General features: G+C 57.4%; 18 protein-coding genes. 8 read left to right on the plus strand and 10 right to left on the minus strand.

The features are described from left to right. Nucleotides 1–3 precede the first annotated feature (3 nt). Nucleotides 4–990 carry an MDR family oxidoreductase gene (locus D0C27_RS07065; RefSeq protein ID WP_137430678.1) on the minus strand — a complete coding sequence of 329 codons (987 nt, stop codon included), beginning with the start codon at nt 988–990 and terminating at the stop codon, nt 4–6. A gap of 341 nt (nt 991–1,331) precedes the next feature. Here D0C27_RS07065 and D0C27_RS07070 point away from each other — a divergent pair, with 341 nt between their 5' ends. From D0C27_RS07070 to D0C27_RS07085, 4 genes are read left to right on the plus strand one after another with little or no spacing between them, the layout of a single operon-like run. Then, nucleotides 1,332–2,330 carry a Bug family tripartite tricarboxylate transporter substrate binding protein gene (locus D0C27_RS07070; protein ID WP_137430679.1) on the plus strand — a complete coding sequence of 333 codons (999 nt, stop codon included), beginning with the start codon at nt 1,332–1,334 and terminating at the stop codon, nt 2,328–2,330. Nucleotides 2,331–2,364: 34 nt separating this feature from the next. Beyond that, the gene (locus tag D0C27_RS07075) at nt 2,365–4,467 is read left to right on the plus strand and encodes an acetate--CoA ligase family protein (protein WP_137430680.1); all 2,103 of its coding nucleotides are present in this window, start codon (nt 2,365–2,367) and stop codon (nt 4,465–4,467) included. A 43-nt stretch (nt 4,468–4,510) separates the two neighbouring features. Beyond that, a complete protein-coding gene (locus tag D0C27_RS07080; protein WP_035273445.1) occupies nt 4,511–5,263 on the plus strand; it encodes an enoyl-CoA hydratase/isomerase family protein in 753 nt (250 codons plus the stop codon). 55 nt (nt 5,264–5,318) lie between these two features. Beyond that, nucleotides 5,319–5,885, plus strand: coding sequence for a cysteine dioxygenase (locus D0C27_RS07085; RefSeq protein WP_060186695.1), 567 nt, complete (start codon nt 5,319–5,321; stop codon nt 5,883–5,885). Between the two features lies 1 nt (nt 5,886). Here D0C27_RS07085 and D0C27_RS07090 read toward each other — a convergent pair whose 3' ends face one another. From D0C27_RS07090 to D0C27_RS07110, 5 genes are all read right to left on the minus strand, one after another. Beyond that, nucleotides 5,887–6,648, minus strand: a complete 762-nt coding sequence (locus tag D0C27_RS07090) for an alpha/beta hydrolase family protein (RefSeq protein ID WP_083054568.1) — start codon at nt 6,646–6,648, stop codon at nt 5,887–5,889. Next, on the minus strand, nt 6,645–7,769 hold the full coding sequence (locus D0C27_RS07095; protein WP_137430681.1) for a DUF3182 family protein: 1,125 nt from the start codon (nt 7,767–7,769) through the stop codon (nt 6,645–6,647). The genes D0C27_RS07090 and D0C27_RS07095 overlap by 4 nt, the downstream gene beginning before the upstream one ends. Before the next feature lie 45 nt (nt 7,770–7,814). Next, on the minus strand, nt 7,815–8,609 hold the full coding sequence (gene otsB, locus D0C27_RS07100) for a trehalose-phosphatase (protein WP_052362972.1): 795 nt from the start codon (nt 8,607–8,609) through the stop codon (nt 7,815–7,817). A 1-nt stretch (nt 8,610) separates the two neighbouring features. Continuing rightward, a complete protein-coding gene (locus D0C27_RS07105) occupies nt 8,611–9,582 on the minus strand; it encodes an SDR family oxidoreductase (protein WP_022983321.1) in 972 nt (323 codons plus the stop codon). Nucleotides 9,583–9,667: 85 nt separating this feature from the next. Beyond that, the gene (locus tag D0C27_RS07110) at nt 9,668–10,090 is read right to left on the minus strand and encodes a KGG domain-containing protein (RefSeq protein WP_035273453.1); all 423 of its coding nucleotides are present in this window, start codon (nt 10,088–10,090) and stop codon (nt 9,668–9,670) included. Nucleotides 10,091–10,227: 137 nt separating this feature from the next. Between D0C27_RS07110 and D0C27_RS07115 the strand changes: the two genes are divergently transcribed. Then, nucleotides 10,228–11,289 (plus strand): mechanosensitive ion channel family protein, encoded by a 1,062-nt coding sequence (locus D0C27_RS07115; protein WP_240688327.1) that lies wholly within the window; start codon nt 10,228–10,230, stop codon nt 11,287–11,289. Here D0C27_RS07115 and D0C27_RS07120 read toward each other — a convergent pair. After that, a complete protein-coding gene (locus D0C27_RS07120) occupies nt 11,234–12,634 on the minus strand; it encodes an alpha,alpha-trehalose-phosphate synthase (UDP-forming) (RefSeq protein ID WP_060186699.1) in 1,401 nt (466 codons plus the stop codon). The two genes, D0C27_RS07115 and D0C27_RS07120, sit on opposite strands and share 56 nt — an antisense overlap. A gap of 63 nt (nt 12,635–12,697) precedes the next feature. After that, complete coding sequence (gene rpoN / locus D0C27_RS07125; protein WP_137430682.1) at nt 12,698–14,068, minus strand: RNA polymerase factor sigma-54; 1,371 nt, start codon at nt 14,066–14,068, stop codon at nt 12,698–12,700. A 235-nt stretch (nt 14,069–14,303) separates the two neighbouring features. Between rpoN and D0C27_RS07130 the strand changes: the two genes are divergently transcribed. Next, on the plus strand, nt 14,304–14,840 hold the full coding sequence (locus D0C27_RS07130) for a DUF4142 domain-containing protein (protein ID WP_226348433.1): 537 nt from the start codon (nt 14,304–14,306) through the stop codon (nt 14,838–14,840). 40 nt (nt 14,841–14,880) lie between these two features. Here D0C27_RS07130 and D0C27_RS07135 read toward each other — a convergent pair whose 3' ends face one another. Then, nucleotides 14,881–15,909 carry a sigma-54 interaction domain-containing protein gene (locus tag D0C27_RS07135; protein ID WP_226348432.1) on the minus strand — a complete coding sequence of 343 codons (1,029 nt, stop codon included), beginning with the start codon at nt 15,907–15,909 and terminating at the stop codon, nt 14,881–14,883. Nucleotides 15,910–16,260: 351 nt separating this feature from the next. Then, nucleotides 16,261–16,737 (minus strand): YbaK/EbsC family protein, encoded by a 477-nt coding sequence (locus D0C27_RS07140; RefSeq protein ID WP_009460799.1) that lies wholly within the window; start codon nt 16,735–16,737, stop codon nt 16,261–16,263. Between the two features lie 117 nt (nt 16,738–16,854). Here D0C27_RS07140 and D0C27_RS07145 point away from each other — a divergent pair, with 117 nt between their 5' ends. Both D0C27_RS07145 and D0C27_RS07150 read left to right on the plus strand, forming a co-directional pair. After that, nucleotides 16,855–17,274 (plus strand): DUF411 domain-containing protein, encoded by a 420-nt coding sequence (locus D0C27_RS07145; protein WP_096917395.1) that lies wholly within the window; start codon nt 16,855–16,857, stop codon nt 17,272–17,274. A 116-nt stretch (nt 17,275–17,390) separates the two neighbouring features. After that, on the plus strand, nt 17,391–17,774 hold the full coding sequence (locus D0C27_RS07150; RefSeq protein WP_035273462.1) for a DUF4168 domain-containing protein: 384 nt from the start codon (nt 17,391–17,393) through the stop codon (nt 17,772–17,774). The last annotated feature ends 215 nt before the right edge of the window (nt 17,775–17,989 follow it).

The raw sequence follows: 17,989 nt of genomic DNA on the forward strand, positions 1-17,989 counted from the left end.
GCCTTATGCGTTCACATCAACCACGATGCGGCCGCGTACCTTGCCTTCCAGTAACTGGCCGGCTTGATCAATGGCTTGGGAAAGTGTGATGGTGCTGGCGCCGATGCGCTCCAGGGCTTCGATAGACAAATGCTTGGCCAGCAAGTCCCAGGCCGCCAGGCGCTCGGGTTTGGGGCAATGGACGCTGTCCACCCCAATCAATTGCACACCACGCAGAATGAAGGGGGCCACGGAAGCGGGGAAATCCATGCCTTGGGCCAGACCGCAAGCGGCGACTGCACCCAGGTATTGCGTGCCTGCGCAGACATTGGCCAGGGTATGGCTGCCTACGCTGTCGATGGCTCCGGCCCAGCGCTCCTTGCCCAGTGGCTTGCCCGGTTCGCTCAAGGTGTTGCGGTCCACAATCTCGCTGGCGCCCAGCGCCTTCAGATAGCTTTCTTCCTGAGGTCGGCCCGTGCTGGCCATGACGGTGTAGCCCAGGGCATGCAGCAGGGCCACGCTGACACTGCCTACGCCACCCGCGGCACCTGTCACCAGAATCGGGCCCTTGTCCGGCATGACGCCTTGGCGCTGCAAGGCACGCACGCACAGGGCAGCGGTATAGCCGGCGGTGCCTATCATCATGGCTTGCTGGGTGGAGAAAGCGTCGGGCAGGGAAATCAGCCAATCGCCTTTCACGCGTGCTTGCTGTGCCAGACCGCCCCAATGGACCTCACCCAAGCCCCAGCCGTTAAGCACCACTTTCTGGCCGGACTTGAAATTCGGGTCGCTGCTGTCGGTCACTGTGCCAGCAAAGTCGATGCCGGGCACCATGGGGAACTGGCGCACTACGGGGGATTTACCCGTCATGGCCAGGCCGTCTTTGAAATTCAGGGTGGAGTAGTCGATGCGGACGGTAACCTGGCCTTCGGGCAGGGCGGACTCGTCCAGGGATCGCAGGCTGGCTTTGTATTGGCCGTCGGTTTTGTCGATGACGATGGCAGAGAACATGAGTGAATTCCTTCGATCAGTTAAGGATTTGTGTTCTGATATTTGGAACAGCGTTCTTTAAATTGACATGGAAAAGCAGTGTTTTCATTTTATCCAGAAGCTCGTTGCGGTCAAGCCCAATGCGACCAGATGATCGAACTGGGGAAATCCCGAAGGGGTTTAATAGTTGACACCTGAAATCAAATATCCCACTATTTGAACCGTTGTCCTAAGTTGCTTGTGTTGTTGCTGTCTGTTGTATTCAAGCCGTTCTCACGGCATTTTTAATATCAAAAACAAGAACAGCGTTCTATATATTGGAACAAAAAGAGAAGAAAACTCTCACACAGGAGGCAAGGATCATGTTCAGTTCTTTTTTTTCGCGCACAGGGTTTCTACGCACAGTGCTGGTCTCGGGACTGGCGGCAGTCAGCAGCTTTTCTGCTCCGGCTGCCATCGCGGCCGATACCTATCCCAGCCGTGAAGTGACCTTTGTGGTTCCCTATCCCCCAGGCGGTAACAGCGACAATCTGGCGCGTCTGTTTGCCGACCGTCTGCGCGTCAAGCTTGGCGTTCCCATCGTGATTGAAAACCGGCCCGGCGGCACCACCTCGCTGGGCACGTCTATCGTGGGTCGCGCCAAACCCGATGGCTACACCTTGTTGCTGGCCACCAGCACCGCCTTTACCGTGCTGCCCTATATACGCGACGTGCCTTATGACCCGATCAAGGGCTTTGATTTTGTAGGCAGTCTGGCCGGTTACCTGCCCATCATGACGGTGCGCAATGATTTGCCGGTCTCCAACCTGAAAGAGTTTGTCGAGCTGGCCCGCAAGGAGCCCGGCACCTTGACCTATGGTTCGGCAGGTATAGCGTCTGGCGGTCATTTGGCGGGAGAGATTCTGGAAAAAGCCGAGAAACTGGACTTGCTGCATGTGCCGTTCAAAGGCTCGGCAGACACCATGACGGCCTTGATGGGCAATCACATCGATTTCTTTATTGATGGAGTCGGGCTGGAGCTGGTGAAGAGCGGCAAGGCCAAAGCCCTGGTGACCTATGCCAGCGTGCGTCATCCCGAACTGCCGGATGTGCCCACACCGAAAGAAGCCGGTTTTGATCTGGCCCTGCCTTTTGAAGGGTTCTGGGGGCTGGCGGTGCCGGCTGGCACCCCTGACGATGTCATGAAGAAGCTGGCCAAGGCTACCGAAGAAATTCTGGCCGAGCCGCAGACTCAAGAGCGTTTCCACCGCATCAGTGTCAGTGCCAGCTGGAAAGACGGCGATGCGTATGCCAAGGATCTGGAGCAGAGTCGGGCTTATTACAGCGAGCTGCTCAAGACCATCAAGATGAGCGATGACTAAACGCTCACAGAACCACCAACAGGAGACAAACGTGATGGAAACCGTCACTTGCGCCAGCACGCTGGACGCTTTGCTGGACCCGGCATCCATAGCTTTGGTCGGCGCCTCGGAAGATCAGTCCAAGTTTGGCGGGCGACTGTTCCGTATGCTGCTCAAGCACGGTTATGGCGGCAAGGTCCTGCCTATCAATCCCAGCCGCAGCAGTTTGTTTGGTTTGCCCGCTGTGCCCGGTCTGGCTGCACTGGATAGCGCTCCGGATCTGGCCGTGTTTACGGTGGGGGCCGATACCGTTCTGGAACAGGCGCAGATTGCGGCCCAAATGGGGGTACGCGGTTTGCTGGTGATCTCCGCAGGCTTTGCTGATGCAGGCGAGCGCGGGCTGGAACGCGAGCAGGCCTTGCTGCGTATCTGTCGTGACTCGGGCATGCGACTGATCGGCCCCAATTGCCTGGGCATGATCAGCCCCAGCCGCAGTCTGGTGCTGTGCTCTTCGCCGGTGCTGGACAGAGACAGCCTGCCGGAACGGCCTATTGGTTTTGTCAGCCAAAGCGGTGCCTTGATGACTACCTATTTTGATCGGGCCTGGGCGATGGGCGGTGGCTTTACCTACGGTTTTTCGGTGGGTAATCAGGCTGACCTGGATCTGTGCGACTTTGTGGATTTCCTGATTGATGATCCCAAGACGCAAGTGATCTGTACTTATATAGAGGGCATTAAAGATACCCAGGCTTTGCGTCGCGCAGCTCGTCGGGCGCAGGCCGCGGGCAAGCCCTGGCTGGCCGTCAAGGCAGGGCGCTCCAGTGCGGGCAAGGCGGCCGCCTTTTCGCATACTGCCAGCGTAGCGGGCGACCATGATGTGTTTGCCAGTGTCTGTCGCGATGAAGGCATCAGCCTGATGGACGATATGGGGGCCATGCTCTTGCTGGCAAACAGCATGGTGCGCTTTACCAGCAACAAGATCTCCAAAGTCGCGATTGTGACGCCTTCGGGTGGCGGTGGGGCCTTGGCTGCAGATGCTTTGGCAGAGCATGGCGTGGAACTGTCCAGTTTTTCCGCTACTACCAAGCAGGCTCTGGCTGCCCACTACCCGGCAGGGCAGGCGGATAACCCGGTTGATCTGGGAGCGCGTCTGACGCAGGACTCCACCGAAGTGGCCCGCGCTACTTTGGATGCCTTGATGCAGGATCAGCAAAGTGACGTGGTATTGATCACGGCTTCCATGTGTCCGCAGGAGTGGATGGCGGCCCTGATTGAAAAAATCATCCACCCCGAACCGCACTGGGCCAAGCCCGTGATGGTGGCGTTCGATGCGGGCGCAACATCCGAGCCTTTGCGGCAGAAACTGGCCCAGCACGGCCATGCGTATGCCAGCTCCAGCCTGGAAGCGGCGCTGGCCTTGTCCGCCTGGAAACGTCACGGTCAGTTTGTGCCGCGCCAGCAAGCCTTGCGTCCCAGTGCCTGCCAAGCGCCCACGGTCATGCCGCGCGGTGTTTTGAATGAAGATCAGTCCAAACGTCTGCTGGCGCATTACGGCCTGCCCGTGAATCTGGGCCAGGTGTGCGAGGACGTGGAACAGGCTGTGGTGCTGGCCGAACAGATTGGCTATCCGGTGGTGATGAAGATTGTTTCCCCCGATATCGTCCATAAAACCGAGGCGGGTGGGGTGGCGCTGGATGTGGCCGACGACGCCAGCTTGCGACGCGATTTTGCCCGGCTCTACGCCAATGCCAAAGCCTATAAAGCAGATGCCCGTCTGGAAGGCGTTTTGGTACAGGCCATGGCCAAAGGGGATGTGGAACTGCTGATCGGGGCACGTCAGGATGCGCAGTTTGGCCCGGTCGTGGTGTTTGGTGCAGGCGGCATTCTGGTGGAAATGTTGTCAGACCGGGTGATTGCCGCGGCCCCTTTAACCCTGGCTGATGCAGATCGACTTTTATCTACCTTGATGATCGACAAGCTGCTGAAGGGGTACCGGGGACGCATGCTGGATCGTGACGGTGTGCTCGATGCGATTGTGCGTGTCAGCTTCCTGGCCCACGACTTGCGCGACACCAACTTTGAATTGGATATCAACCCCTTGATCGTGGCGGCTACCCGCTGTCACGCCGTCGATGCCCGCCTGTCCATAGGCGAATAAAACCAAAACCTATTCTTTGAAAAATACCCAGGAGGAGTAAACCATGTCGGATTATCAGTGCATTCTTGTAGAAAACCATGATGACGGTGTTTCCATCTTCACGATCAACCGTCCTGATCGCCGCAATGCCTTGAGCGCTACCGTGGTCAAGGAACTGCAGCAGGCATTTCTGGCCTTTGACGAAGACCCCACACGCCGCGTAGCCGTGCTGACCGGGGCGGGCAATGACGCTTTTTCTGCCGGGGCGGATATTAATGAGTGGCCCGAGTTGTGGCGCGCCATTCCCACGGTAGGTTTTGAAACCGACAAGCCCATTATTGCGGCCGTTAGTGGTTGGTGTGTGGGTGGAGCCCTGGTGATGGCCATGATGACGGACTTGCTGGTAGCGTCCGAGAGTGCCAAGTTTTCTTACCCCGAAGCCAAGCTGGGCTTTACCGGCGGCATCATCTCGGGCCTGGCCTCGCGCATTCCGCATCATGCCGCCATGGAAGTGATCTTGTTGTGCCGCACGCTGGAAGCCCGCCGTGCTTACGATCTGGGTTTTGCCAATGAAGTAGTGCCGGTAGGCGAGCAAGTCCAGGCTGCCGTGCGCATGGCTCAGGATCTGGCCAAGATGTCGCCGCGTGTTTTGCAAACCTTGAAGCGCTTTATCAATAATGAAGTGCTGACGCGCGGCCCGTCCGAGCAGATGGCGCGCACCATGCGGCAACTGAAAGCGATCGAGGATAGTTATGATGCCAAGGAAGGGATGAACGCGTTCAAAGAAAAACGTGCCCCGGTGTATCTGAACAAATAAGAACTGATTCACGAATTGGGCCGCAAGGCCCAGTCAACTATGGAGACATCCCCTTATGCACCCCCGTTTTGAGCGTTTTATTCAAGGGATGAATGAATTGACCGGCCGCCCGGCTGTCGCTGAGGCGGATATCCTGCGTGATGGCCGTGTCCTGCTGGGCGAACTGGTGGCCCAGGACGATTGGCTGGCCCCGGAGTACACCCAGCCCCATCCCCAGTTTTATCAGCAGTACTTGCTGTATTGCTGTCCGCAGGAACGCTTTTCCGTGGTCAGCTTTGTGTGGGGTCCCGGCCAGAAAACCCCTATCCACGACCACACCGTGTGGGGCTTGATTGGTATGTTGCGTGGCGCGGAACGCTCCCGGCCTTTTGACCGTGATCCCGATACCGGCCATATGACAGAACAAGACACACAGACTCTGGAACCAGGCGTGGTGGAAGTGGTGTCACCCACGGTGGGTGATATACACGAGGTCTCCAATATGTATGACGACCAGGTGTCCATCAGCATTCACGTTTATGGTGCGGATATCGGCAAGGTACGCCGTCACGTCTTTGACCCGCAGACTGGGCAGGCCAAGGAGTTTGTCTCCGGCTATGCCAACCGTCCGGCTGTCGCGTGAGTCAAGTGGTGTTGTTGGGCAGGTGCCCAATACGGGCGCCAATAATCATTTCCTGAATCCAGCGATAAAGCAGCACGGAGTAATCACGCTGGGCGACTTTCTCGTCCAGCGCGTGGTTGCTGCCTTCCAGCACTCGATGTGTCAGGGAATGAGCCTGGCTGAAGGCTTGGCGATACGTTAGCAAGGTCTGGCGGGGAATCAGCTCATCGTATTCCGCTTCAAACAGCAGAACATCTCCCGTGAATTTGGAGCAGGCCTGCAAGGCGCGGTTCTCTTGCGGAGAATGAGTATGCAGACGGTAGTCCTGCAGCAACTCTCGGTTGAGCTGATCCTTTGGAGACAGCCAATCGTCGTCCGGGTACAAGGCAGGAGCCAGCAAGCTGAGCCAGCGTACCGATCGAAATTCACTTAACAGGCAGGCCAGATAGGCGCCATAACTGTGCCCCACAATGGCGATGGAGCTGGAGTCCACCATAGGGTGGCTGCTCAAGGTGTCGAAGGCCGCGCAGATATCCTGGAAGTTCTGTTCTCGGGTGACGTTCTCGCGCTCGTGCTGATTGGCATTGTGTCCGGCAAGATCAAAGGTCAGACAAATACAGCCCATACCGGCAATGGTGTGGGCGCGTTTCAGGTCAAAGTGCTGGCTGCCGCCCCAACCGTGCACGAACAAAATGCCAGGGACAGGGGATTGGGGGACTAGCAGGCGTGCATCCAGGTGCTGATGGGGCACTTTGATGGTGGTGTTGAAAATTTCCGTACTCATGATGGCAGTGGGCCGCCGAAGCGGGCAAGATAAGCCTCGTCTTCTTGGTCGAGGCTGTAAAGATGAGGGGAGTTTTTCACCAGGCTGGCATCGTCCAGATAGCGCTCGCGTGTCCATGCGTGGGTATGTTGGAGCTCAGGGTGGCGTTGCAGGGTGCGGATGGCCAGAATCTCTGCAATGGACGCTCCGCCGAAACGCCAGGAATGTTCCAGTACGGCTGCCTTGTAGTGGCCACGCGCATTTTTACCGACGATGAGGTCATAGTTGCGACGTGAGGCATACAGTTCAGGATAGGCCTGCCTGATGTTTTTTTCGTAGCTTATGGTCAGCTCAAGCAGATGCTCAATGCGCTTCATGCCTGAGAGCTGCAGCAACTGCGGAAACCCGCCGCGAACCAGTAGCAAGCTGGAGCCGCCATATACGGACTCGTGCTGCAGGTTGGTGGTCTGGTGTTGCTGGCCGATATAGGAAAAAAGATGCTCGCCCACCTGGGTCTGGCCGATGCTGAAGGTCTCGCCATCGAGCAGGTTCTCCTCCAGTACCAGACCCTGTTCCAGTTGATTCTGCCACGGCGGCAGGTTCAAGAGCTCTTCCAGCTCTTGACGGCTGTAGATCACCTTCTGGCCTTTGCCTGCATTAGCACTGGCCAGTTTGGCTCGTATGCCGGTCTGGCCTGCTTCATCCAGAAGGCTCATTGTGCGTAGCGCGTCGTTTCTTGAAAAGACGCTGTAGCCTGGCAAGACCGTGTGCCGTAACGCCAGGCCCAGCTCATTGTTCCAGCCTTCCGGGCGATCCATATCGTCCTGGGGAAGGGGATGGGCGACGGTTTTATGGGCCAGAAAGTCATATGGCACTACACCCCCATACAGTTGGGAGGCCTGTTCGATACCCAGTTGTCGTGCCTGCTCCAGGCTCAAGGTCTGCAGGGGAAGGTAGTAAGTGTTTTCGGAGCTGGGCTTTAGCTGGTCTTCATAGTCAATATGGACTCGAGGCAGATCCAGGAATTGCGCCAGTTCCCTGGCCATGAATTCCAGACTTTGGAGCGCGCCCTTGTTGCAGCCCTTGCTGGGCAGGCTGATTTGCAAGGAGGTCTTGGGCGTAGAGGTAAGTATCTTGCTCATGGGGCCATCCTTTTAAGTAAAGAGAGTGCGGCCAGTGTCAGCGAGTCATGGCGCAACCGTTTTGGCGCCTGAGGGCGTTCGCTGTGCCAGCTCGGAGAAAAAGCGCGTCTCCAGCAGACTGGTTTGCAAAAGTGTCAGCAGGTCAGAGGGGTGTGGCAAGGAAAGCTGGGCCGCGCTGGCTGGCTCCTGAGGACCGATGCGTATGCTCAGCCCGCCTTTCTGGTTCACAAACTCAAAGGCGGCCTCATCGGTCAAGTCGTCGCCAATCATGACGGGCTTGCGGTCGGCGAACGCGGGCAGGCGTTGGGCCCGGGCCAGGGCTTGGCCTTTGTCAAAGCCGCTCATGCGCAGTTCGATGACACAATGTCCACGGATCAGATCAAAGCCGGGATATTCCGAGCACAGCACCTGCAGTTCTGTGGCCAAGGCCTCGCCAACTTCAGGGCGTTGCCGAAAGTGCACAGCCACACCGTGCGATTTGCGCTCCATCCAAACCAGTGAATAGGGGTGGATCAGGGCGGCGACAGAGCGGGACAGGCTGTGGTGCTCAGCCGGGTTGATCGGGATGTTCCAGCATTCCTGACCCTCGGCGTCATACATGGCTGCGCCGTGGCTGCTGATCATGGCAAGCGGAAGCTTGGTGCAGGCGATATGCAGGCTGTCATAGTCGCGGCCTGAAACCAGTGCCACCGCGCCGTCGCAGGCAGCGTGCAGATTCAGCAGCAGGCCGGCGGTGGACGGGGGAAGAAATACCTGGTCAGGCCGCGCAGCCAAGGGGACCAGCGTGCCGTCCAGATCCAGAAACAAGGCGGTCTGATCCAAATGCAGAGCGTTATTCATATCAGCTTCCTGGGTAACCCGTGATGGGGAGCACGGTGCCGGTGATGTAGCTGGCGGTGATCGGGCTGGCTAGGTAGACATAGGCAGGCGCCAGTTCTTCCGGCTGGGCAGGGCGGCCAAAGACCGTATCGGCACCAAACTCGGGGATTTTTTCGGCCGGGGAGTCGGCGGGGTTCAAGGGGGTCCAGACGGGTCCGGGAGCGACCGCGTTTACACGTATACCTTTGGGCGCCAGGTTGGCCGCCAGGGAGTACGTGAAGGCAATAATGGCGCCCTTGGTGCTGGAGTAGTCCAGCAGATGAGCGGCCCCGCGCAAGGCTGTGACCGAGCTGGTATTGACGATGGCATCGCCCGCGTGAAGGTGCGGCAGGCAGGCCTGGGCCATGTAGATATAGCCATAGATATTGGTGTGGAAGGTTTCATTGAGTCGCTCCGGGGTCAGGTCTAGCAAGGATTGGGCATGTTCCTGAAAGCCGGCATTGTTGACCAGAATATTCAGGTGACCGAAGCGGTCCAGTACCTGCTCAATCGCTTGTCGGCAAAATTCAGGGTCTTTCACATCGCCGCGCAGTGTCAGGCATTGGCGGCCTTCGGCCTCGACGGCCAGACGAGTGCGTCCGGCATCTTCATCCTCGTGCAAATACACAATCGCCACATCGGCACCTTCTCGGGCATAGAGCACGGCAACGGCTCGACCTATGCCCGAGTCACCCCCAGTAATCACGGCGACTTTTCCTTCCAGCTTGCCGCTGCCCTTGTAGCTGGAGGCTTCGTAGCGGGGGGCCGGGTCCAGGTCACTTTCACACCCAGGCTTTTCCAGGTGTTGTTGCGGCAGGGGGGGAGTGGGGTAATCGCTGCCTGGGTGGCTCTTATCGTGCGTAACGGGCTCGTTCTGGCCGACCCCGTTCTTGTCCTTCTGGTCCTGCTGTTCTTGCAGGTGACGTTGCTCTTTCACTGTTTGACGCGTTGTCATGACGGCTCCTGAAATAGACAAGGAATGGGACAGGGCGCGGCGGCCCTGGTGGGTGCGCCGCGTCCAACTGGGGCTTGGTTAAGGCTTAGCGTCGCTGGTCCTGGGTGGCCTTGCCACCTTTGGCGCCGGCCTTGCGGGCCTCCTCGGAGTCGAACTCATGGGCCGTGCCCTTTTCATGGGCTGCCCGGCCACCCTTGGCACCGGCTTCACGGGCTTCTTCGGAAGTGAACTCGTGAGCTGTGCCCTTTTCATGAGCGGCGCGACCGCCCTTGGCGCCCGCTTCGCGAGCTTCTTCAGAGTTGAACTCGTGCGCCGTACCGCGTTCATGGGCTACACGGCCGCCTTTAGCGCCAGCCTCACGGGCCTCTTCCGGGGTGAACTCGTGCGCGGTGCCTTTTTCGTGCGAGGCACGCCCACCTTCAGCAGCAATCTCGCGCTGCTTTTTGTCGTCCATGGAGGCAAAGCCACGTTGATCTTTATGATCCTGTTTGTTTGTGTGCTGGGTCATATAACTCTCCTTGAGAAAGAACACCAATCACGTGATTGGTTATGACTGACCCAGCACAAAGCGTGCCTGACTGCCTGGGGGCGGGGCGCGGCACACAAGTTGCTGTATCTGGAGACATGGTTTTCAGGAGAGCAATCATGATGTCAATGACGTGGTGGATGTGGCTGCTGTTATTGCTGGGCGGCTGGGCGATACTGCTGCTGGTGCATTTTCTGGGTGGCAAGATTATTGAAAGACTGGCCTCGCCAGAGCACTTTCTGCGGTTTTTCAGCGAACGGATACGCTGGCCGTCGCGGCTGTTTTTTCTGGCCGTATTTTTGCGGATATGTATTCCGCTGGCCCCCATTTCGGCCAAGTGGCAGTCCTATCTGATCGTTGGGGACATGCTGGTGCTGATTATCTGCACGACCTGGATGCTGATGAGTGCAGTCGAATCTCTGTTCCAGCTTGTGGTGGTGCGTCACCCCTTGAATGTGTCCGACAATCTGCGTTCGCGTCAGATCTACACCCAGGCGCGCGTGCTGGCACGCAGTGTGCATTTCTTGCTGGTCTTGTTGGGGCTGTCCTTTGCTTTGATGGTTCTACCCGGCGCACGGCAACTGGGCACCAGCCTGCTGGCATCGGCCGGGGTAGCGGGGCTGGTAGCCGGTATTGCTGCCCGGCCGGTGCTGGGTAACTTTATTGCCGGTTTGCAGATCGCATTCACCCAGCCCATACGCATTGACGATGTGGTGATTGTGGAAGGGGAGTGGGGCCGGATAGAGGAAATCACGGCCACTTATGTGGTGGTACGTGTGTGGGACGAGCGCCGTCTGATCGTTCCCTTGCAATGGTTTGTAGAAACTGTCTTCCAGAACTGGACCCGTCGCAGCGCCTCTTTGCTGGGCACGGTATTTCTATGGGTGGACTACAAGGTTGAAATGCAGGGCTTGAACGCGGCATTCAAGGACTTGTGCGAGTCCTCTGAATTGTGGGATGGGCGCGTTCAGGTGTTGCAGGTGACCGATACCAATGAGTGGGGGATGCAGTTGCGCTTTCTGGTCAGTGCTGCCGACTCGGGCCGTTTGTTCGACTTGCGCTGTTTGTTGCGCGAGCGCTTGGTGGCCTATCTGGGTCAGCACCAACCGGATGCATTTGTACGCGTCAGGATGCTGGAAGCTCAGCCAGAGGGTCATGGGCCTGATTCAAACCCGAGCTGATGCCAAGATCATGCAGGAACTGTTCGCACCACTGCCTCAGGTCCTGCTGTTGCAGTTGCATCATTAAATGCTGGTGGCGTCGGCGTCGTTCCTCTAGCGGCATGTTCAAGGCTTGATACAGGCTGCGTGCGGTGGCGTCCGCATCAAATGGGTTGACGGGCAGGTAGCCGCCTTGCAGGGATTGTGCCGCGCCCGTAAAGGTGGACAGAACCAGGACACCGGGGTCGGCGGGGTCCTGGGCAGCGATATATTCTTTGGCCACCAGATTCATTCCGTCACGCAAGGGTGCGATAAAACCGACGCGGGCGCGGCGCAACATGCGCATCAGCTGGCCGGCCGGAAAGGCGCGGTTCATGTACACCACCGGACTCCAGCCTGGCGTGGCAAATTGACCGTTAATCTGCCCGGCCAGACTTTCCAGCTCTTCACGCATGACTTGATAATCGTGAATATCGCCGCGGGTAGAGGGGGCGATTTGGACATACGTTGTTTGCCCGTGCAGCGTCGGGTAGCTGCGCAGCAGCGTATCCAGGGTGCGCAGCCGATAGGCCAGACCCTTGGTGTAATCCAGCCTGTCCACACTGATAATGGTGTCAGGCCCGTTGACTGGCTCGATTGGTGTGGCGCTGTCGGTCCATGAGGGGGCCTTGGCCAGAGCCTGAACCAGATCCACATCGATACTGATGGGATAGACGTCTGTGCTGACGGTACGGGCGCCTGACTCGCTCGTGCGCGGTGGCACTAAGGTCTGGAGTGCGGCTGTCAGCGCATGATGGTCGCCACGGCTCTGGACGCCAATCTGGTCGTAATGGTGCAGCATGGGCAGCCATTGTTCATAGCGGGGAATGGAGCGCAGAATCTCCGGGCAAGGAAAGGGGGTGTGAAAGAACAGCCCAATAGCCTGCTGCATTCCTTGCTCTCGGCAAAAATGGGCTAATGGCATCAGGTGGTAGTCATGGACCCAGATCAAGTCGTCCTCTTCGGCAATCTGGCGCAAGTAAGCGGCAATTTGCCGGTTGATCTCCAGGTATTGCTGAAAGTGGTGGGTCTGGAAGTCCATCAGGTCCAGGCGGTAGTGAAAGGCGGGCCAAAGGCAGGTGTTCGCGTAACCGCAGTAAAACTGTTCGTATTGCTCCTGGGTGAAGGAGAAGGTGACGGCTTGGTAGCTGCCCCGATCTTCGGTACGCAACGCCCCCGGCTGTGGATCACATTGGCCGTTCCACCCCAGCCAGATGCCCTGGGTCTGCGGGTGCTTTAACAATTGATCTACTGCGACGGCCAGTCCGCCTGTGCAAGGTTGATCGGAACTGGCCACGCGTACGGACACCACAATGATTTTGCTCATGCTGATTCTCGCTTTGTTTTATTAAGGGATCTTCGTTGGAGAATCAGCAAATTGCGTACCCGCTCAGTTCAAGGGGTGCACATCCTGCCCGCTGACAGCACGCAGGCGTGCCCGTTGCAAACGTTCGCGGGCATTGGGAATACCCAGTTGCAGGCGGTACTTGGTGACGGTTCGTTTGGATAGCTCCACACTGTTCTGACGCAGCGCCTGATGCAAGTCGACATCGCTTAAAGGCTGACGCTCTGGTTCACTGGCAATCAGCCGGCGTATCTGCTCCTTGACCAGGGCGGTGGAGCAACTGCCACCGAAATCAGTCTCCAGCTCGCCGGAGAAAAAATGCCTGAAGCTCAAGGTGCCAAAGGGAGTGCTCATGTACTTGTTGGCAGTCGCTCTGGAGATGGTGGATTGATGCAGATCCAGCTCCTTGGCCAGATCGCTGATGCGCAGGGGTTGCAGGCCTTGCTCACCTAGCTCGAAAAAAAGGATCTGGTGCCGGACGATGAATTCAGCGACACGGCACACCGTACTGCGTCGCATCGCCAGACTCTCGGCCAGCCAGCGAGCCTGAGTCAGGGCGCTGTGCAAAGGGCGGTTCTGTTGCGTGCGTGCCTGTTGCTCCAGGGTGGCGGCATATTCTTGATGCACCTGAACGCGTGGCAGGCTGCGAGGGTCTGCGAGCACACGCCAATGCTTGCCATCGCGGTAGACGTGGACGTCTGGCGTAATGGCTTGGCGTAACGGCTCCAGATAAGCCAGACCGGGGTTGGGGTCCAGGCTTTGCAGTTCGCGCAGCGCCTGATGAAAGTCTGCATCGGACAGATTCAGGCGGCTCTGCACTTGTGACCATTCGCCTTGCGCCAGCGCAGGCAGCTCGGTAGCCACTAACTTGAGCAGTCTCTGTTTCAGAACCGGGTCTAGAGACTGACGCGCCTGGATCTGCAAGCGCAACGCGTCGGACAGGCAGTGGGCGCCTGTGCCGGGAACAGACAGGGACTGGACCAGCGCCAGCGCGGTTTGCCATTCGGCAAGGGGGATGTGTTCGTAGCCGGCGGGGAGCAGGTCTTCAAAGTGATCGCGCAAGTATCCGTTGTCATCCAGTGCGTTCACGATCAGGGCACATAAGGCCTTGCAGCGCTCACTGGCGTGACTCAAACGTACATGCTCCAGGATCTGTTCGTCACGGCTGCGCGGAGCCGGGCTTATGTCGTGCTTATCGATCAGGTGAGCGCTTTGGCTGGACACAGGATGGGACAGGCCCTCTCGTATGGGGGCGGCGGGTTCTGGAGCGGGTTCCAGTAGGGGATTGTCTTGCAGACTGTCTTGTACCAGCGTTTGCAGCTCCTGCGCCGAGAGCTGCAGGATTTGTGCGGACTGTTGCAGTCGCTGCGAGAGGGTTTGCTGCATGTGCAGCTGCGGAACCATTTCCAGCTTCATGGTGGCGTCTCCTTGTGGTTGGTGATGAGAACCGACAGTTCTTCGGACACAGTTGCCGGGATGATCCAGGCCCTGTGCTATCTACATAGCAAGTTCCGTTCCTGCCCCAAGGTTCAAGGCGCGGGTACGGTCCTTGCTAGGACACCGTCAAGGCTTTGCTGGCCATGCTGATTGGCCTCAGGTCAGCAAAGATGTTCTGGTTTCAGGCAATGACTGACGTTTTTGGAGGTGTGCGATGCGAGTAAGACATCTGATGTGTTTGGCGCTGGCGGCGGGTCTGGTATTGGGTTTGAGTGTTCGCAGTGCTTCTGCCATTGAGCTGTTTTCTCCGGATAAAGGGTTCTTGAGAGATGCGGCACAATCGGGACATTTTGAAGTGAAGGCTGCCAAGCTGGCTCTGGAGCGCAGCAACAACGATAGAGTGGTCGAATTTGCACAAATGATGATCGACGACCACGAGCAGCTGGCCAAGGAACTGCAGACGCTGGCACAGGCCCGCAAGGTGGAGCTGCCCACCGAGCCCAGCCTGATGCAGCGCGGCAAGATCTCCATGCTTGAGGGCGCGGAGGGTGAACAGTTCGATGCAGACTATGCCAACGAAGCGGCAGTCAAAGCGCATGAGGACACCATCAAGCTCTTTGAGGACTACATCAAGGATGGTAAAGACAAGGAAGTCATGGGTTTTGCTCAGGACGCTTTGCCCATGCTGCAGCAACACTTGCGGCATGCTCATGCGCTGGCAGACTCCATGAAGCCTGCCGTGGCCCAGTAAGCTTTTGCCAAGCTTGCCCAGTTCCACACTGGGCAAGCATTTATTCCATGGGGTCGGCCTCCATATTGATTTCCACCTGATCGCTGTTGCTCATTACATAGCTGCGCAGTACCGCATTGCGTAGCTGGCGTATATTGCCCGGCCAGTGATAGCGCTCGATCTCCTTCATGCTGGCCAGGCTCAGTGAGCGGTTCTGCTGATGCTCCTGATTCAGCTGTTCTACCAAGTGCTGGGCGATCAGGACGGCATCGTCGCCGCGTTCACGCAGGGGGGGGATTTGAATCGGAAAAACCCCCAGGCGGTAATACAGATCTTCGCGCAGTTTCTTGTCCTCAATAGCGCGCATGGGCGGGCGATTGGTCGCAGCGATGATGCGGGCATCATGTTTGATCAACTTGTCGCCACCTACCTTCATGTATTCGCCATTTTCCAATGCGCGCAGCAGCTTGGTTTGGGCGTCTATGGGCATTTCGGTGATTTCGTCCAGGAACAGCGTGCCCTGGTCCGCCAGTTCAAAGTAGCCCTGCCGATTACGTTCGGCTCCGGTAAAGCTGCCTTTTTCGTGGCCGAACAGCTCGCTTTCGATCAGTTGTTCTGAAATGGCTGAACAGTTGATGGGCACATACGCCTGTTCCTTGCGAGCGCTGCAGCGGTGAATAGCCCGGGCCGCCAGTTCCTTGCCGGTACCACTCTCGCCAATCAGCAGCACAGGCAGGTCGGTGCTGGCCACTTTGCTGATTTCTTCATAGAGTTTTTTCATGGGGGCGGAACAGCCTACAAACTCGCCAAAGTCATGATGCTGCTCGGCTTGAAAAGCACAGGCACCGTTTTGATACTTGGCTTTTAATTGCTCCAGCAAGGTGCGCAATTGCGCCTGGTCTTGCCGGGTCGAGCCACTGTAGGCGTGCAAGGTATAGCTTTCCACCGCATCCAGTCCGATGCGACGGCTCAACTCCTGGGCCTGCAGGGCGCTGACACTGGGGCCAAACAGCAGGGCATCAGGAGTTTTCTGGTGATAACGGATCAGAACATCTTCTGGCGTATTTGCAGCGATGGCGGAAAAGTTCATCTGCCGCGCCAGTGCCAAAAAAAGGCTTATAAAAGCTGAATCTGTCTCCAGCAATAATAGGTGGGGCATTTTTTCCTCTGGGATAGACAAAGTTAATTTGAAATCCGATGTCTTATCCTAATCAGGATAGAAAGGGCATTCGTTACCAGATATGGCAAGGACGAACCCGCTTATTTTCTGAAAATACCTTATGGCCGCGTCCCCATGCCCTGGGCTTTTATGGCGTTTTTTGTCGCCTGGTCATGTACGTATTCAACTTACACATCTGTTTACCTGTCAGCGACGGGCAGGCTTGCCTGTGCCTGGGGCACAAGGCAACAGGTCAACCTCTGACCCAATCGCAGGTGGGGGTCAGGACTGAGCTGGAGGCGGCTGAGTCACATCAATCCATTGCGCGCGGGTCAGCTCGGCCAGGCGCTGCGGGGTGATGCGTACCGCAGAATTAATAGAGCCTGCTGCGGGCAAGACCGTGTCGTAGTCCTGCAAGGACAGATCGCAGTAAATCTCCAGCGGGGTAGCCAGACCAAAGGGGCAGACCCCGCCAACCGGGTGACCCGTCAAGGCTTCGGTGCTTTCCAGGTCCAGCATTTTTACGCGCGTACCGAAGGCGGTACGCAGCTTCTTGTTGTCCAGACGGGCATCACCTCGAGCGACCAGCAGCACTACTTTATCGCCCACTTTCAAGCTAAGCGTCTTGGCAATTTGTCCCGGCTCGACTTGGTGCACTTGCGCAGCCAGCACGACGGTGGCTGTGCTTTCGGTGGTTTCAATTACCTGAATATCGGCAGCGTGTTCGTTAAAAAACTGTTTGACGGAATCAAGACTCATGGCGGATCAGGACGGATTAGTGTGTTTTGTTAAACTTTTTTGCGAGTGCCTAGTCTTAGTCAAGTGCATGAGAGTGTCAACCAGAGCGCTGTGGCGCTGCAAAACAGGAATGTAATTGTGATTAAACCTTTATTGTTGACGGCCAGCCTGATGGCCTTCAGTTCCATGGCGTTGGCAGAGGGTCCCGTTATTACGATGTACCAGGATCCTAACTGTGGTTGTTGTGGGGGCTGGGCACAGCACATGCGCGATGAAGGCTTTGAGGTCAAAGAGGTCAAGGTCGTGAAGATTCAAGACGTGAAGCGGCTTTTGAGAGTGCCGGAGAACCTGGCGTCCTGCCACACCGCGATGATTGAAGAGACGGGGCAATTGATTGAAGGCCATGTGCCTGCCAAGGTCGTCAAACGCATGATGAATGATGGCAGTGTGCGTGGGGTGGCCGCGCCAGGCATGCCTGCCAATTCACCCGGCATGGGCCAGATGGACGGCAATTTGGTAACCGTGGACTTTAACGGACGTCCTTACTCGCGCGACTGAAGTCTGTAACGGGAAGGGTGGCATGCAGATACACGAAACTACATTGAGAAACTTGTAAGCTGCTGCCGCTCTTGTCATGATGGTCGTTCATTGACTCTGTTTAGGAGGTTCTATCCATGCAGCCCTCAGTTAAAGCTTTTCTTGCTGCTACCGCAGTCGCATTTGGCATGTACAGCCCTTTTGCGATGGCCCAGGGCAATGCGGCTCCGGCCAACTCGGCAGCCCCTGCTGCCACCCAGGTCGTTAAACCTACGGATTCTCAGCTGGAGCAATATGCGCGCACTTACAAGAAGGTCGCTCAAACTGCTTCGGAATATCAGCCGCGTCTGGATGCGGCCAAAAGTGATGCAGAGCGTCAGGCTATTGTTCAGGAAGCCGACCAGCGCCTGGTAGGCGTGGTCAGTGCCAATGGCATGGATCTGGCGGACTACAACGGTATCAGTCTGGCGATTCAGCAGGACCCGGCCTTGCGCCAGCGTGTTGAAGGGATGCTGAAGTAAGGCTTGTTTGTGATCCTCGGGTTTGACAGAGCGCCGGGTGTCATTTTGTAGTGACCGTAGTGGGTAAATTTAAACCCTGGACGTAATCGTCCAGGGTTTTTTTTGTCGCCGTGCTGCCCCAAAGCTCGGCGCCCCCGGAAAAAGCCCCGTCGGAGGCAGCAAGCCAAAGGCGCAGCGTGGGTGCTGATTGTGTAGGTCGCTTCAAGACAAAGCGC

Source organism: Alcaligenes faecalis, from assembly GCF_005311025.1.
Classification (GTDB): Bacteria; Pseudomonadota; Gammaproteobacteria; order Burkholderiales; family Burkholderiaceae_B; genus Alcaligenes; species Alcaligenes phenolicus.

What these genes read in the sequence shown, in the direction of transcription:
- D0C27_RS07065 (WP_137430678.1), bottom strand. Translation starts at nt 990, where the DNA reads ATGTTCTCTGCCATCGTCATCGACAAAACCGACGGCCAATACAAAGCC.
- D0C27_RS07070 (WP_137430679.1), top strand. Translation starts at nt 1,332, where the DNA reads ATGTTCAGTTCTTTTTTTTCGCGCACAGGGTTTCTACGCACAGTGCTG.
- D0C27_RS07075 (WP_137430680.1), top strand. Translation starts at nt 2,365, where the DNA reads ATGGAAACCGTCACTTGCGCCAGCACGCTGGACGCTTTGCTGGACCCG.
- D0C27_RS07080 (WP_035273445.1), top strand. Translation starts at nt 4,511, where the DNA reads ATGTCGGATTATCAGTGCATTCTTGTAGAAAACCATGATGACGGTGTT.
- D0C27_RS07085 (WP_060186695.1), top strand. Translation starts at nt 5,319, where the DNA reads ATGCACCCCCGTTTTGAGCGTTTTATTCAAGGGATGAATGAATTGACC.
- D0C27_RS07090 (WP_083054568.1), bottom strand. Translation starts at nt 6,648, where the DNA reads ATGAGTACGGAAATTTTCAACACCACCATCAAAGTGCCCCATCAGCAC.
- D0C27_RS07095 (WP_137430681.1), bottom strand. Translation starts at nt 7,769, where the DNA reads ATGAGCAAGATACTTACCTCTACGCCCAAGACCTCCTTGCAAATCAGC.
- otsB (WP_052362972.1), bottom strand. Translation starts at nt 8,609, where the DNA reads ATGAATAACGCTCTGCATTTGGATCAGACCGCCTTGTTTCTGGATCTG.
- D0C27_RS07105 (WP_022983321.1), bottom strand. Translation starts at nt 9,582, where the DNA reads ATGACAACGCGTCAAACAGTGAAAGAGCAACGTCACCTGCAAGAACAG.
- D0C27_RS07110 (WP_035273453.1), bottom strand. Translation starts at nt 10,090, where the DNA reads ATGACCCAGCACACAAACAAACAGGATCATAAAGATCAACGTGGCTTT.
- D0C27_RS07115 (WP_240688327.1), top strand. Translation starts at nt 10,228, where the DNA reads ATGATGTCAATGACGTGGTGGATGTGGCTGCTGTTATTGCTGGGCGGC.
- D0C27_RS07120 (WP_060186699.1), bottom strand. Translation starts at nt 12,634, where the DNA reads ATGAGCAAAATCATTGTGGTGTCCGTACGCGTGGCCAGTTCCGATCAA.
- rpoN (WP_137430682.1), bottom strand. Translation starts at nt 14,068, where the DNA reads ATGAAGCTGGAAATGGTTCCGCAGCTGCACATGCAGCAAACCCTCTCG.
- D0C27_RS07130 (WP_226348433.1), top strand. Translation starts at nt 14,304, where the DNA reads ATGCGAGTAAGACATCTGATGTGTTTGGCGCTGGCGGCGGGTCTGGTA.
- D0C27_RS07135 (WP_226348432.1), bottom strand. Translation starts at nt 15,909, where the DNA reads ATGAACTTTTCCGCCATCGCTGCAAATACGCCAGAAGATGTTCTGATC.
- D0C27_RS07140 (WP_009460799.1), bottom strand. Translation starts at nt 16,737, where the DNA reads ATGAGTCTTGATTCCGTCAAACAGTTTTTTAACGAACACGCTGCCGAT.
- D0C27_RS07150 (WP_035273462.1), top strand. Translation starts at nt 17,391, where the DNA reads ATGCAGCCCTCAGTTAAAGCTTTTCTTGCTGCTACCGCAGTCGCATTT.